The sequence below is a fragment of the Pseudomonas sp. RC10 genome (genome assembly GCF_038397775.1).
Classification (GTDB): Bacteria; Pseudomonadota; Gammaproteobacteria; order Pseudomonadales; family Pseudomonadaceae; genus Aquipseudomonas; species Aquipseudomonas bambusae.
Map to the genome: position 1 here is coordinate 2186145 of NZ_CP151650.1, position 14444 is coordinate 2200588.

The window sequence follows — 14444 nt, forward strand, 5'->3', positions numbered from 1 at the left end:
CGCTTGATATCACTCGATTATCAGTGGGGGTTATTCCATTTCAGGCAATAAACATAGCCAAGTTTTGATCTAGATGATCCCTGAGGGACGGCCTCAGACTGCGGGTATTCAACTTTGGAATCACTCGCATGAATCCCTTCAAAAAACAGCACCTGTTGGCGGTAGCCGTGCTTGCAGCCATCGGCGCTGGCAGTGCCTTCTGGAAGCCCGGCGCGGACGCTCAAGCCGAACCGGCCGCTCCACTGCCCGCTGTGAAATACAAATCCGCCCAGTTGCGCTGGGTCTCCGATTCCCAGGATTTTACCGGGCGTCTGGAAGCCGTCGATGTGGTGGACGTGCGCCCGAAAGTGGCGGGCACGCTGCTGACCGTGCACTTCAAGGACGGCCAGTCGGTGCGTCAGAACGATTTGCTGTTCACCATCGACCCTGCGCCCTTCGAAACCCAGGTGCGTCAGGCACAGGCCAATGTGGCGGGCGCTGAGGAGCGGCAACGGCACGCGAACGTCGAGCAGGCGCGCGGCAAGCGGCTGATGGAGTCTAACTCGATTGCGCGCAGGGATTTTGACGCCTTCGACAACGCTGCCCGTGAAGCGGCCGCTGCGTTGAAAGGCGCACAGGCTGCCTTGGCGCAGGCTCAACTCATGCTCAGTTATACCCAGGTCAGGGCACCCATCGCAGGCCGTATTTCCCGTGCGGAAATCACCGCCGGTAACGTGGTCATGGCAGGTGGCGATGCCATGCCGCTGACCCGCATCGTGTCCGATGGCAAGCTCTATGCCTCGTTCAACGTGGATGAACAGAGCTATCTTCGCCTCATTGCGCCGTCACTGCGGTCAGGTACGCAACCGATGGTCAAAGTGGGCCTGGCCAGCGATGACGCCTTTCCGTATTCCGCCGTGATCGAATCCCTCGACAACCAGATGGACACGCGATCGGGCACCGTGCGCGTTCGCGCCCGGCTTGAAAAAGTCAGCCCGGAAATGCTCTCGGGTTTGCAGGCGCGGGTGCGTCTGCAAAGCGGTTCTCCGTACAAGGCCGTGATGGTGGAAGAAACCGTGGTGAGCACGGACCAGGATCGGAAATACGTGCTCGTCGTCAATGCGCAAAACAAGGTCGAACGCCGCTTCGTCGAGTTGGGCACGTTGCAGGGTAACGACCGGGTGGTGCGTAGTGGCGTTGAGGCCGATGAAAAGGTGATCGTTGACGGCGCATTCCGTGCATCCCCTGGTGCCGAAGTGGCTCCGGTGGCGGCTGATGCCCAGAGCGATGCTCAGAAGGCCTCGGCCAAGATTTCCACTGGAGGTCGGTCGTGAACGTCTCGAAGTTTTTCATCGACAGGCCCATCTTTGCCTGTGTGATTTCCGCGCTGATTCTGCTCGCAGGCATCGTGTCGGCGGTCAACATGCCGGTCTCCGAATACCCGCAGGTCATTCCGCCCTCAGTCGTGATCCATGCGCAGTACCCCGGCGCCAACGCCAAGACCATCGCCGAAACCGTCGCCGCGCCGCTCGAACAGTCCGTCAATGGCGTGCAGGACATGCTTTACATGGAGTCCAAGGCCAGTGGCGACGGGCATCTTTATCTGACCGTTACCTTCAAGCTGGGCACCGACCCGGACAGGGCGCAACAGCTGGTTCAGACCCGCGTCTCGCAAGCGCAGGCGCGATTGCCTGAAGACGTGCAACGACTGGGTGTCACGGCGATCAAGAACTCGCCCATCATCACCATCTCCGTACACATGGTTTCGCCGAAAGGCACGTACGACAACAACTACGTCAGTAACTACGCCATTCTTCACGTGAAGGACCGTCTGGCGCGGATTGCCGGTGTGGGCGAAGTGTCGATCTGGGGCCCCGGCGGCTACGCCATGCGGGTGTGGCTGAACCCTGCGGCGCTGGCCGAGCGAGGGCTGAGCGCCAATGATGTGGCTGACGCCATTCGTCGTCAGAATATTCAGGCGGCCGTCGGTACCATCGGCAGCGCGCCGACACCCTCAAGCACCGCGTATCAGCTCAACGTCAACGCGGACGGGCGGCTCAAGACCCCCGACGAATTCAAGAGCATCGTCATCAAGTCTGACGCCCGAGGCGCGATCACTCGCCTGGGCGACGTCGCACGCGTCGAACTGGGCGCCGAGGACTACGGCATTCGGGCCACTCTGGACAACGCGCCCGCCGTGGCCGTGACCGTGCAGGAAGCGCCTGGCGCCAATTCGTTGCAGATTTCCCGCGACGTGCACCGGGCCATGCAGGAGCTTGAAAAAGACTTCCCTCAGGACCTGATCTACCGCGTTGTTTACGAGCCGAGTCGCGCTGTGCAGAACGGCATCGATGCTGTGGTCGAGACGCTGCTGGAGTCGGTGGCGTTGGTGGTGCTGGTGGTGTTTCTGTTCCTGCAAACCTGGCGCGCGTCGATCATTCCGCTGCTCGCCGTGCCGATCTCGATTATCGGGACCTTCACCTTCCTGCTGTTGGCGGGTTATTCGATCAACACCCTGTCGCTGTTCGGTCTGGTGGTGGCCATCGGCATTGTGGTGGACGACGCCATCGTGGTGGTCGAGAACGTCGAGCGCAACATCGCCCGAGGGTTGAACCCCCGGGAGGCGACCTATCAGGCCATGCGTGAAGTCAGCGGACCGATCATCGCCATCGCCCTGACACTCTCTGCCGTGTTCCTGCCGCTGGCGTTTCTCAGTGGCTTGACCGGTGAGTTCTACAAGCAGTTTGCGGTCACCATCGCCATCTCGACGCTGATCTCGGCGGTGAACTCGCTGACGTTGTCGCCAGCGCTGTCGGCCATGCTGCTCAAAGGGCACGGCCAGGCACCCGATGCAGTGACCCGTGTGACGAACAAGCTGTTCGGTCGATTCTTCAAGCGCTTCAACCGCACGTTCGATCGGGGCTCTGAACACTATGGCGGCAGCATCGGCGGTGTGGTGAAACGCAAAGGCGGCATGCTGGTGGTGTACGCCGCCTTGCTGGCAGCGACCTGGTGGCTGACAGGCCATGTCCCTGGCGGCTTCGTGCCCGCTCAGGATAAAGAGTACCTGGTGAGTCTGGCGCAGTTGCCCCAAGGTTCGACGCTGGATCGCACCGAAGCGATCATGAACCGCATGAACGAAATGGCCCTCAAGCACCCTGCGGTCATGGGTACCTCGGGTTACAGCGGCCTGTCGATCAACGCAGTGACCAAAAGCTCCAGCACTGCGCTGAGCTTCGTGCTGCTCAAGCCATTCAAGGACCGCCAAGGCATCAGTGCCAATCAGGTGGCCGCCGACCTGGCGCAAGAGTTCAGCACCATCGGCAACGCGTTCACCGGTATCTTCCCACCGCCGCCGGTGTACGGCCTCGGGACGTTGGGCGGCTTCAAGCTGCAAATCGAAGACCGCGCAGACATGGGCTACGAAGAGCTTTACAAAGCTACGCAAGCGTTCATCAAAAAGGCTTCTGAAGCACCGGAGCTTGGCCCGTTGTTCACTACCTACACGGTGAACGTGCCGCAACTGAAGCTCGATATCGACCGTGCGAAAGCGCAGCAATTGGGCGTTGACACTCCCGCGGTGTTCAACACGCTGCAAGCCTTCCTGGGTTCGTACTATGTCAACGACTTCAACTTCCTGGGTCGTGTCTATCAGGTACGGATGCAGGCTGACAGTCAATTCCGCGCCAAGCCCGACGACATTGGCCAGCTGCATGTCCGCAGCCAGTTCGGCGACATGGTGCCGATCGCTTCGGTGGCGAAGATCAGCCAGACCTACGGCCCGGATCAGGTCGTGCGTTACAACGGCTTCACCGCCGCTGACCTGGGCGGAAGTCCTGCGCCCGGCTACTCATCGGACCAGGCGATGGCAGCGATTCAGCGGATCGCCTCTGAAACCTTGCCAGCAGGCATGACCTACGAATGGACGGACCTGACCTACCAGCAAATCATCGCGGGCAATACGGCGATCTGGATTCTGCCGCTCTGCGTGCTGCTGGTGTTCTTCGTGCTGGCCGCTCAATACGAGAGCCTGACCCTGCCGCTGGCGATCATCCTGATCATCCCGATGAGCATTTTTTCGGCATTGCTCGGCGTGTGGCTGACCAAGGGGGACAACAACATTTTCACCCAGATCGGCTTGATCGTACTGGTCGGCCTGGCGTCGAAAAACGCGATTCTGATCGTCGAGTTCGCCCGTGAGCTGGAGATGGCCGGGAAGTCCACGGTCCAGGCGGTCATCGAGGCGTGCCGCTTGCGTCTGCGGCCGATTCTGATGACGTCGATGGCCTTCATCATGGGCGTGATTCCCTTGGTCATGTCGTCGGGCGCCGGTTCTGAAATGCGCCAGGCAATGGGCATCTCGGTGTTCTTCGGGATGATCGGCGTGACCTTCTTCGGGCTGTTCCTCACGCCGCTGTTCTACGTGGTGGTCCGCGCCCTCAGCGGTGGCAAGCCCCTGCGCAGCGCGACCCATCACGAAGCACCTGCGCTCGTTCCTCATCATCACGATCAACCGCAGCCGGAGCGTCTGGCATGACTTATTCAATCCATGCAGGCGGGCGTTCGGCTCGTACGCCTCGAAATCTGCTCAGCCTGGCGATCGGGCTGGCGCTGCTGTCGGCCTGTTCGGTGACGCCCGTCGAGCAACGCCCCGACGTGCAGGTGCCTGCGCAGTTCGTCGAGGCCGGTCAGTCATCCGCCGCGCCGCTGACGCCGTCGGAAACCCCCGGTCGCTGGCAACCCGCCGCCCCTGCAGATGCCCAAAAGCCTTCGCCCTGGTGGACGATCATGAGCGACCCTGTCCTTGAACGATTGGAAGCTCAGGCACTGGCGGCCAACCCGGACGTCAGCATCGCGATGGCGCGACTCAAACAGGCCCGTGCGTTGACGGCCCGCAGTGAGTCGGCGCGTTTCCCTGATGTTGACGCAGGCTTCGGTCCCACCCGCCAGCGCACCTCGGGCGCTGCGGACGGGCGCGGCGATGGCGAACCGGGCACCACGCAAACCCTGTGGCGGGCCCAGGCCACGGTGGCCTATGAGGTCGACCTGTTCGGCCGCGTTTCCGCCAGCATCGAAGCCGCTGAAGCCGACGCCGCCCAGCAACAGGCGCTGGCGGACCAGATGCTGTTGCTGATTCAGGCCAATGTTGCCCGCACCTATTTCAGCCTGCGCCAACTGGAGGGCGAACGCCGGTTGCTGGAGGAAACGGTGACGCTGCGCGACAACACCGCGAAGCTGCTGGTGCGACGGCTCGACAACGGCGCCGTGGCGAATTACGTGGTCGACCAGGCGCAAACCGAGCTGTATTCCGCCCGCGCTGAACAACTGGCGGTCGAGCAGCAATACGCGTTGACGGCCCACGCGCTGGCCACCTTGCTGGGTCAGGCACCGTCAGCGTTTTCGGTGGAAGGGACACCGCTGAATCCGATCACCGTTCAACTGCCGCCGGGCCTGCCTTCGACGTTACTGGAGCGTCGCCCTGACATCGCCGCTGCCGAGCGCGCCATGGCCGCCGAGAACGCCCGGATCGGCGTGGCGAAAGCGGCGTTTTTCCCGTCGTTGTCGCTGACCGGCGCGCTGGGCTACGAGTCCACGGACCTGGGCAATCTGACGAATTGGTCGCAGCGCACCTTCCTGTTGGGGCCTTTGGTGGGCACGGCGTTGAACCTGCCGATCTTCGACGGCGGGCGGCGCAAGGCCGACATGGCCCGCGCCCGTGCCGTTTACGAGGAACGGGTGGGCGAGTACCGCAAGACTGTGTTGCAGGCGTTCCGCGAAGTCGAGGATGCCCTCGTTTCCATGCGCACGCTGGACGCGCGAATCGTTCATCAACAGGGTGCGCAAGAGGCCTCGTCCCGTGTAGCCCGTTCGGCCAAGTCCCGTTTCGACGAAGGTGACGTGGACTATCTGGTCGTGGTCGATGCCGAGCGCACGTTGCTGCGTAACCGGCAATTGTTGATCCAGTCCGAAGGGGCGCGGGCGCGAGCGACGGTGGACCTGGTGCGCGCCCTCGGCGGTGGATGGCAGGCCGATGAGCGCCAGCAGGCGGGTGGGGTCGTCGATTCGCAGCAACAGGATCGTCGGGGTTGATTCAGCGTCAGCCCCGGTGGCTGACGCTCGTTCGAACGTTGTGTGATGGGAGATTGGTGTTATGTCCGTTTCAGATTTATTCAAACCGCTGACGCTGCTTCACGGGCCGGCGATGCGCAACCGCTTCATGCTGGCGCCGCTGACCAACCAGCAAAGTGACCACGACGGCACGGCCACTGAGTTCGATCAGCGGTGGATGGAACAGATCGGCCAAGGGGGTTACGGCCTGGTTCAGACCTGTGCCACTTACGTAGAAGCCAGCGGCATTGGTTTCGAGCGGCAGTTGGGGATCAACTGCGACGCACAGCTGGAAGGCCTGACCAAAATGGCCCGCGCGATCCGCGAAGGCGGCGGGTTGTCGGCGGTGCAGCTGCACCATGCCGGGCATCGCGCCAATCCGCTGATCGGCGGCATTCCGGCGCCTGCGTCGAATCACACGGTGCCGGGAGTCCGGGCATTGACCACCGAACAGGTCGAGCGCATCCGCGACAGCTTCATCGCCGGTGCGGTGAGGGCAGAAACGGCCGGCTTCGACGGCGTGGCGATCCACGGCGCCTTTGGCTGGATTCTGTCGGAGTTCATGTCGCCGCTGTACAACGACCGCACGGATCAATACGGCGGCAGCGTCGAGAATCGCGCCCGCCTGACGATTGAAGTCATGGAGGGCATTCGTCGAGCGTGCGGCCCTGATTTCCAGATCGGCTGGCGCCTGTCCGTCGAACGTTACGGACTGTTGCTGGATGAGCTGCGGGACATCACCGCCGACATCCTTCGCCGGGAATTGATCGACTACCTCGACCTGGCCCTGTGGGATTCCGCGCAGATCGTCCAGGAGGGCACGTTCAAGGGGCAGAGCATGCTCAGCGTGTTCACGGAACTGCCCCGCGGCGGGGTGCGAGTAGGAGCGGCGGGGAAAATCATGACGGCCCAACGCGCAGGGGAGTTGATGGATCAAGGCTGCGATTTCGTGTTGATCGGCCGCGCCAGCATTCTCCAGCGGGATTTTCCGCGTCAAGTCTGGGAAAACCCGGCCTACGAAAGCCCGAAACTGCCGGTGCCTGCGCAGTATTTGCGTGACGGCGGATTGAGCGAGCGTTTCATCAATCACATGCGCGGCTGGCAGAGCTTTGTCATCCGGGGAAGCCTGTGAGCGTGCAGAGGGCGGCCCATGCCGATTGACGGCCAGCACTTCCAGAAATTCGACCTCAATTCGCTGGTCACCTTCCTGATGGTGTATCAGGAAGGGGGCGTGTCGAAGGCGGCCCATGTCTTGAACGTGACGCAGCCAGCGGTCAGCAATGTGCTCAGCAAGTTGCGAAAGCGCTTTGACGATCCGCTGTTCGTGCCGTGCGGGCGTCACGTGCGGCCCACCACCAAGGCTGAGTGGATTGCGCAGACGCTCGCCCCGGCGCTGGTGATCGTGCAGACGATCATCGCCGAGAGTGCTGAGGAGGAACGGCCGTGATCAACAAATTGCTGGCGATGGAAGTCTTCGTTCAGGTCGTGGACACCGGAGGATTCACCCGCGCCGCCGAAACCCTGAAGTTGCCCAAGGCGACGGTGACGACCCTTATCCAGTCTTTGGAAGCGTCGTTGTCGGTCAAGCTGCTCAACCGGACGACCCGGCACGTCGGCGTCACCGCCGAGGGCGCATCGTTCTACGAGCGCTGTTTGCGCATTCTGTCGGAGGTGCGTGACGCCGAAGACGCCGTTTCCCTTCACAGGCTCAGCCCCTCGGGGCGCTTGCGGGCCGACGTACCCACGGGCCTGGCCAGCGAGGTGATCATTCCGGCGCTGCCGGATTTTTTCGAACGCTACCCCGACATTCGCCTGGAGCTGGGGTGCAGCGACCGGCCCGTGGACCTTTTGGAGGAAGGCGTGGACTGCGCCATTCGTGGCGGTCGGCAGCTGGCCGATTCTCGCTTGATCGCCCGCAGTGTCGGCACCATGCATTACGCCACTTGCGCTTCGCCCGCGTACCTCGAACGCCACGGACGTCCGCTGCACCCCAACGACCTGGTCCATCACCGCTGCGTCAATTATTTCTCCGCACGCACCGGCAAGACGTTCGACTGGTATTTCACCCGAGCGGAAGAGCGCGTGCAGGTGGCCCTGTCCAGCCACATCGCCTTGAGCGACAGCTATGCCTACACCGCCGCTGGCCTCTCAGGTCTGGGCATCGTGCAAATGGCCGATTTTTTGATGACCCCTTGGGTGAGAGACGGGCGACTGGTGACAGTGCTGGATGACTGGGCCAACGAGCCGCTGCCGGTGTACGCGGTGTACCCCGAAAATCGCCACCTCTCGACCAAGGTGCGGGTGTTCGTCGACTGGATCGCCGAACTGTTCGCCAACACCGGCACCTTGCGCCGGGAGCCGTCGACGGTTGCAGGACAAAGTACCCGCTGAAGCGCTTTGCCTATTTCAGCAAGGCATCGAAATCCGCAGCGTCGTGACGCTCACGCAGGGTCGTTCCCGGTGCGCCGGACGTGCGATTGACGAGGCGGCCGCGGGCCACGGCGGGCCGTGCGGCAATGGCGTGATACCAGCGCATCAGGTGGGTGTATTCCTCGACCGCGAGAAAGGCGTGGGTGCCGTAGACCCCGAACAGACTGCCCGGATGCCAGGGCCACACGGCCATGTCGGCGATGGTGTATCGATCCCCCGCCAGGTATTCGTGGGAGGCCAGGTGGGTGTCCAGCACATGCAGCTGGCGTTTGGTTTCCATGGCGTAGCGGTCAATGGCGTACTCGATTTTGATCGGTGCATAGGCATAGAAATGGCCCAGTCCACCGCCCACGAATGGCGCCGTGCCCATCTGCCACATCAGCCAGTTGAAGGTCTCGGAACGTGCACGTGGCTCGCTCGGGAGAAAGGCGCCGAAGCGTTCTGCGAGGTAGACCATGATGGAACCGCTTTCGAAGACCGGTAGGGCAGGGTTCATCGAGTGATCCACCAGCGCCGGAATTTTCGAATTGGGGTTGATGCCGACGAAACCACTGCCGAACTGGTCGCCCTTGAAAATATCGATCAGCCACGCGTCGTACTCGGCGCCTTCGTGTCCGAGGGCGAGCAATTCTTCCAGCAGAATCGTCACTTTCTGGCCGTTGGGCGTGCCCTGGGAATACAACTGAAGCGGGTGCTTGCCCACCGGCAGCGCCTGTTCGAAGCGTGCGCCCGAGTCGGCGCGGTTGATGCTTGCGAATTGGCCGCCGTACACCGTTTTCGGCTGCCACACGGCGTCAGGCAGGTACCCGGCGGGCTGGTTCTCTTGCGCGTTATCGGTCATGGCTCACTCCGTGAAATCCTGAAGGATGGGCGGTCAGGAAAAGGGAAAGCAGGGGCCGCTCAACAGGGCTGAACGGCATGAGGAAACTCTATCGAGTCGGGAAAAACCCTTATACGGGCAGAGGACGAAATGAGTGTTCAGGGGACTGAACAATCCCGTCGTTGCGACGGGATTTGCCGGGGCTTGAGAGGGCAGGCGACTACCAGTGAACCATCGGCAACCCCGCCACCGGGGATTTGAAATACGGAATGCGATCGCCCCGCAGCGTGCCGATGTACACCGTGGACAGGTCGGCGCCGCCAAAGGTGATGCTGGTGAACCAGGGCGCGACGGTGCCGCCGCACGCCAACATCAAGTCTGCGGTGGCCTTGTCTTCTGCGAACGCGGCGAGCAGGGCCTTGCCTTCGGCACTGCCGTTGTCGTCGTCGAGGATGATCTTCATGTCACCCTGGGGCGTGATCGCGAACACCCGGTCCAGCATGATGTGCGTTCCCCACAGGTTGCCGAAGGCGTCGAAGGTGATGCCGTCGATGAAGCCGTTGTGATTCGAGGGGCCGAACACTTCGCGATCCACCAGCGACCCGTCTTCGAGCACACGCAATCGGGTCACGCGCATGCCACAGGTTTCGGCGACGTACAGCCATTCCTCGTTGGCATCGAGCCTGATTTCGTTGGTGAAGTGAAACCCTTCGGCCACGACCCGCAGCACGCCGTGCTGGTACAGCGCAATGTAGCCGTCTGAAATGGTGGGGCTCATGGCCGTCATCCAGTTCACTGTTCGGGTGGAAATCGTCATCCAGATGCGGTCCTTGCTGTCCCGCAGCACGAAGTTGACCTTGCCGATAGGGAGGCCATCGATCGTGTCGGCCATGACGCTGAAATCCCCCTGACGGCTCATCAACTCCAACCGGTCCGTGCCAAAGTTGGAAATGATGATGTCGCCGTTGCGGGCGAACGCCAGGCCGTTGGGCAAACTGCCGGTGGTCAGTCGAGAGGCCTCTTCGGAGGGGTTCGACACCGTGGCGCTCGTCGTTTGTTTGGGAAGAATCAACTGCTGGCTGCCGTCGGGCTGAATGTGCACCACGCCACCCCGGGCGTCCGCTGTCCATAAAGAACCGTCCCGCTCGGCCAGAATGCATTCCGGGCGCTGTAACTTATGACCGATGTAATGAAGATCGTCAGTGGTGACGATAAAAGAATCTATTGGATTGCCAGGCATCGAACAATACCCCTGTTTATTATCATTGTGAGTGATGAAAGTTGTCGGTAACCGACCGCCAGGATTGAAAAATCCCAGTGGGAAGGGTAGGCTTCCGACCGTGTATTGAGGAATGGATTAGATCAATACCACGCGTGGACCGTATAAATATAAGAACAGAGGAGAGGGGCGATGAGGTTTAACCGCTTGGACTTAAACCAGTTGGTCGCGCTCGACGCCTTGTTGCGGGAGAAAAGCGTATCGAAAGCGGCAGAGCGGATTTATCTGAGCCAGTCCGCCATGAGCAATTCGCTGACCCGACTCCGAGAATATTTTCAAGACGAACTGTTGGTGCCTACGGGCAGAAAGATGGTCATTACATCACTCGGTGAACGCCTGGCGCCGGAAGTAAAGTCCATTCTAATCAGCATTCAAAAAGTCACGCAGATCCGAGAAACGTTCGATATTTCAGAGGTCGATGCCGAGGTGTCGATCATTGTGTCCGACTACGTCAGCAGCGTGTTCATGCCGGCCGTGGTGCGGGCTGTGGCGTTGGAAGCCCCGAATGTCAGGATTCGCATGTCGATCCTGAACGGCTCCTATCTGGACCGCCTCGACCGGGGCGAAGTGGATTTCGTCATTGCCCCGGAGAACTTTACCCATCCCGCCCACCCCACCGAGTTTCTGTTCCAGGACCGTTTTTGTTGCGTGGCGTGGGACCAGAACGCTGCCATCAAAGCGGGGGTGAAGTTTGAGGATTATCAAAAGCTGGGTCACGTGGTGACGCAAATCGAAGAGGGGCGTACGGCGTTGTTCGAAGACTGGTTCCTCGCCAAGTATGGAAAGGTCAGACGAATAGAAGTGATTTGTCCGTACTTCAGCTTATTGCCCAGTCTGGTCGTGGGCACGAACCGTATTGCCACGGTGCATCATGAGTTGGCGAAGTTGTATCAGTCGACATTTCCCATCGCGATACACGAACTTCCGGTCGAGATGCCCATCTTCAAAGAGTACATTCAATACCACAAGTCCTTTGGCTCCGATCAGGTCTCCTTGTGGTTTCGCGATTTGTTGCATCGCGTCGCGGCGCAAATGAACAGTGGCCTCAAACAATAAAAAAGCGATACCAATTCATCGGCGCCCGTCTTGCAATTTATGCAAGACGGGCGATTCAAACGCCGTCAGTTACTTGCTCTTGACGGTGGGCACGCTGCCTTCCAGGTATTTGACGACCCAGCCCGGTTCTTCTTTCAGGAACGGTGGGATGTTGTGCACGTAATGCGCGAAGCCGAACGTCGGTTCCTCCCAGTCGCGGGGTATCCAGTTATCGTCGACGTAATCGGCGTCCGCGCCATATTCCGCTTCTCCACCTGCCGGGCAGGGCACGTAGTAAAACAGCCCGGAATCGATGCGGTGGCGACCCAACCCGAAATGGGATTTTTCCCAGCCCTTACGCTCCATGTAATTGGCGCCGACCATCAGTTCGTCGATGTCCTCGACGCCGAAGTTGGCGTGATGAAAACGCACTTCCCCGACATTGCCACCGAAGGGCAGATTGGCGTTCAGGAAGAAGATGTTGTGGTGGTTGTTGGCCCCGTCGGCGCGGGCATAAATGCCGAAAGTGCGTTGGTGGTCCGACAGCCTGAACCCCAGCCGTTCCTTCATGAAAGCGAATGTCTTTTCGTAGTCTTGAACGGCGAACACCACGTGCTGGATCACCTTGGGGCGTGCCCGCAGACGCCACTTGCGGTGTTGATTGAGCCGATTGATCCGCCCGGGCGAGTTCAGCGCGTCGGGGGCCGTCAGTACGGTTTTCCGGGAGTAGACCCGAAGCGCCATCGCCAACCCGCAATCGGTCTGGAAATGCACAGTGCCGTCTGCATCGAACGTGAGGTCCCGGTCACGCCCCAACTGCTGCGCCAACGCCTCCAGCGACGCCTGTGAGTCCACGCCCCAAATGGTTTCGAGCACGCCGCTGCCAATCACACTGGACGCGGGCAGCGTCGGGTCGCCCAGCAGTCGAAGGACCACATGGGAACCTTCTTCCAGCCGGAAGAGGCTGGAGTCGGTGTCCTGATGAATGAGCGGCAGGCCGAAGTCTTCAAAGAAGCGGGTTGATTCGCTCAAATCCTCGACGCCATAGACCAGACTTTCTATTCCGATAATTGCCATTGAATCACCCTCTGAGTGTCGTTTTTATTGTGTTCGGGGCGGCCGGACGTTGAACCTGAACGTTCACGGAAACGGGTACTTGCCCGGCATTCGCGCTTGGCGGACGAACCTACGCTTAGGGCTAAACGATGAGGAGTGGATTGGATAAATACCTGCCATTCACCCGGCAAATAGCTGTTGAAACGGCCGCCATTGACGACGCATCCACGGGACTGGCGAGAAGCGTGAACAAACATTCACGGGGTCAATACGAAGCATTTATACAAGCCATTTATCAGGGGCCGGGCAGCCCGATAGATTGGGCTCACAAATACAAAAAACCGATGGGCCGATCATCACCGGCTTATCCTGACGTCGGAGCCAGACCTCATGTTTCTACACCCTGATTCGTTGCCCTCAGCTTCTGAAATGCCCCCTGAAATCGACCTTCACTGGCTGTCAGTGACTCTTCAGCCTGTTGTTGCCGATTAAAAGGATTCAGTCATGGGATGCGTCAATAAAGTTCTGATTGTGGGCGGTGGAATCGGTGGTCTCGCAACGGCCATCGCGATGCGCCAAAAAGGCATCGAAGTGGACCTGGTCGAGATCAAGACCGAGTGGACCGTTTACGGCGTGGGGATCATCCAGCCGTCCAATGCCCTGCGTGCGTTGTCGAAAATCGGCCTGGCCCAGCGCTGCATCGACAACGGATGGCCGTTCGAAGGCTGGCAGCTCTTTACGCAAGAAGGCGAGTTGCTCCACTCCGTGCCGACACCCCGCGCTGAAGGCGCCGATTGCCCGCCGAACAACGGGATCACCCGGCCCATCCTCCACGACATGCTGTCGCAGACGGCCATCGAGCACGGTGTCCGCGTCGAGTTGGGGACTTCCGTGGAGGCGATCACGCAAACGACCGAATCCGCCCACGTGACCTTCACCGATGGGCGCCAGGCCCACTACGACCTGGTGGTTGGCGCTGATGGCGTGTACTCGAAAGTTCGCGATCTGATGTTCGGACGCACCGAGCTCAAGTTCGTCGGGCAGGCAGTGTGGCGCTTCATCACCGAACGTCCGAAGGACATGCGCTGGGGCGGGATTTATTACGGGCATCGCAACAAGGTCGGGCTGGTCCCACTCAGCGAAGAGTTGATGTACCTGTTCCTGGTCACCGCCGAGCCGGGCAATCCGCGCAAGCCGCTGGATCAACTGCACACCCTGTTGGGCGAACACTTGCAGGATTATTCCGGCCTGATCGCTGAGCTGGCCCAGCGTGTGACCGATCCGGCCCAGGTCGTCTACAAGCCGATCGAAGAGCTATTCGTCGAAGGCTCCTGGCATCGTGGTCGCGTCGTGTTGTTGGGTGACGCGGCCCACGCGTCCAGCCCGCACCTGGCAGCAGGCGCCGCGATGGCGCTGGAAGATGCGGTTTTGTTGGGCGACCTGCTCGACGAGCATCAGGACGTTGAAAGCGCCTTGAGCGCTTACGACGTCCGGCGTCAGCCTCGTTGCCGCAACGTCACCGACGCGTGCGGAAAATTGATCGAAGCCGAACTTCAGCAATGGGCCGGTCAGGCGCCGACCCATGACGCAGGCCAAGTGTTCGGCGAAGCGCTGAGAGACCTCGCGCGCCCGTTTTAAGTTCGCATCAGGGGCACTGTGATCGTTGCACTTCCCGTGTCGCGTATTGATCGCGGCGCGCGGACCTGTGCGCGTCCATGACCGTGCCCACTATTCAGA

The 14444-nt window shown here is 60.8% G+C and carries 11 protein-coding genes; 8 read left to right on the forward strand and 3 right to left on the reverse strand.

Going from position 1 to position 14444, the window contains the following annotated elements:
• Positions 1 to 128 precede the first annotated feature (128 nt).
• The 6 genes from AAEO81_RS10190 (at position 129) to AAEO81_RS10215 (ending at position 8478) form a co-directional block, all read left to right on the forward strand.
• Positions 129 to 1313, forward strand: coding sequence for an efflux RND transporter periplasmic adaptor subunit (locus AAEO81_RS10190; RefSeq protein ID WP_341963363.1), 1185 nt, complete (start codon positions 129 to 131; stop codon positions 1311 to 1313).
• Positions 1310 to 4516, forward strand: coding sequence for a multidrug efflux RND transporter permease subunit (locus tag AAEO81_RS10195; RefSeq protein ID WP_341963365.1), 3207 nt, complete (start codon positions 1310 to 1312; stop codon positions 4514 to 4516). The genes AAEO81_RS10190 and AAEO81_RS10195 overlap by 4 nt, the downstream gene beginning before the upstream one ends.
• Positions 4513 to 6069, forward strand: coding sequence for an efflux transporter outer membrane subunit (locus AAEO81_RS10200; protein ID WP_341963367.1), 1557 nt, complete (start codon positions 4513 to 4515; stop codon positions 6067 to 6069). Before AAEO81_RS10195 ends, AAEO81_RS10200 begins: the two co-directional genes overlap by 4 nt.
• Positions 6070 to 6130: 61 nt before the next feature.
• Positions 6131 to 7219: an NADH:flavin oxidoreductase gene (locus AAEO81_RS10205; protein ID WP_341963369.1), complete on the forward strand. Its 1089-nt coding sequence runs from the start codon at positions 6131 to 6133 to the stop codon at positions 7217 to 7219.
• 18 nt (positions 7220 to 7237) lie between these two features.
• Positions 7238 to 7534: a LysR family transcriptional regulator gene (locus AAEO81_RS10210; protein ID WP_341963372.1), complete on the forward strand. Its 297-nt coding sequence runs from the start codon at positions 7238 to 7240 to the stop codon at positions 7532 to 7534.
• On the forward strand, positions 7531 to 8478 hold the full coding sequence (locus AAEO81_RS10215; protein WP_341963373.1) for a LysR family transcriptional regulator: 948 nt from the start codon (positions 7531 to 7533) through the stop codon (positions 8476 to 8478). The genes AAEO81_RS10210 and AAEO81_RS10215 overlap by 4 nt, the downstream gene beginning before the upstream one ends.
• A 10-nt stretch (positions 8479 to 8488) precedes the next feature.
• Here the strand turns inward: AAEO81_RS10215 and yghU are convergent, their stop codons facing one another.
• Together yghU and AAEO81_RS10225 are read right to left on the reverse strand one after the other, a co-directional pair.
• Positions 8489 to 9358 (reverse strand): glutathione-dependent disulfide-bond oxidoreductase, encoded by an 870-nt coding sequence (gene yghU, locus AAEO81_RS10220; protein ID WP_341963374.1) that lies wholly within the window; start codon positions 9356 to 9358, stop codon positions 8489 to 8491.
• 199 nt (positions 9359 to 9557) lie between these two features.
• A complete protein-coding gene (locus tag AAEO81_RS10225) occupies positions 9558 to 10577 on the reverse strand; it encodes an SMP-30/gluconolactonase/LRE family protein (RefSeq protein ID WP_341963376.1) in 1020 nt (339 codons plus the stop codon).
• Positions 10578 to 10748: 171 nt separating this feature from the next.
• Between AAEO81_RS10225 and AAEO81_RS10230 the strand changes: the two genes are divergently transcribed.
• Entirely contained in the window at positions 10749 to 11672 is a 924-nt protein-coding gene (locus AAEO81_RS10230) for a LysR family transcriptional regulator (RefSeq protein ID WP_341963378.1), read from the forward strand.
• Between the two features lie 69 nt (positions 11673 to 11741).
• Here the strand turns inward: AAEO81_RS10230 and AAEO81_RS10235 are convergent, their stop codons facing one another.
• Complete coding sequence (locus tag AAEO81_RS10235) at positions 11742 to 12728, reverse strand: VOC family protein (protein ID WP_341963379.1); 987 nt, start codon at positions 12726 to 12728, stop codon at positions 11742 to 11744.
• A 483-nt stretch (positions 12729 to 13211) separates the two neighbouring features.
• On the opposite strand from AAEO81_RS10235, the gene AAEO81_RS10240 reads away from it, so the two are divergent.
• Positions 13212 to 14345, forward strand: coding sequence for an FAD-dependent monooxygenase (locus tag AAEO81_RS10240; protein ID WP_341963381.1), 1134 nt, complete (start codon positions 13212 to 13214; stop codon positions 14343 to 14345).
• The last annotated feature ends 99 nt before the right edge of the window (positions 14346 to 14444 follow it).

Bases quoted from the DNA above. Each gene is read 5' to 3' on its own strand.
- AAEO81_RS10190 (WP_341963363.1), top strand. From the start codon at position 129: ATGAATCCCTTCAAAAAACAGCACCTGTTGGCGGTAGCCGTGCTTGCA.
- AAEO81_RS10200 (WP_341963367.1), top strand. From the start codon at position 4,513: ATGACTTATTCAATCCATGCAGGCGGGCGTTCGGCTCGTACGCCTCGA.
- AAEO81_RS10205 (WP_341963369.1), top strand. From the start codon at position 6,131: ATGTCCGTTTCAGATTTATTCAAACCGCTGACGCTGCTTCACGGGCCG.
- AAEO81_RS10210 (WP_341963372.1), top strand. From the start codon at position 7,238: ATGCCGATTGACGGCCAGCACTTCCAGAAATTCGACCTCAATTCGCTG.
- yghU (WP_341963374.1), bottom strand. From the start codon at position 9,358: ATGACCGATAACGCGCAAGAGAACCAGCCCGCCGGGTACCTGCCTGAC.
- AAEO81_RS10225 (WP_341963376.1), bottom strand. From the start codon at position 10,577: ATGCCTGGCAATCCAATAGATTCTTTTATCGTCACCACTGACGATCTT.
- AAEO81_RS10230 (WP_341963378.1), top strand. From the start codon at position 10,749: ATGAGGTTTAACCGCTTGGACTTAAACCAGTTGGTCGCGCTCGACGCC.
- AAEO81_RS10235 (WP_341963379.1), bottom strand. From the start codon at position 12,728: ATGGCAATTATCGGAATAGAAAGTCTGGTCTATGGCGTCGAGGATTTG.
- AAEO81_RS10240 (WP_341963381.1), top strand. From the start codon at position 13,212: ATGGGATGCGTCAATAAAGTTCTGATTGTGGGCGGTGGAATCGGTGGT.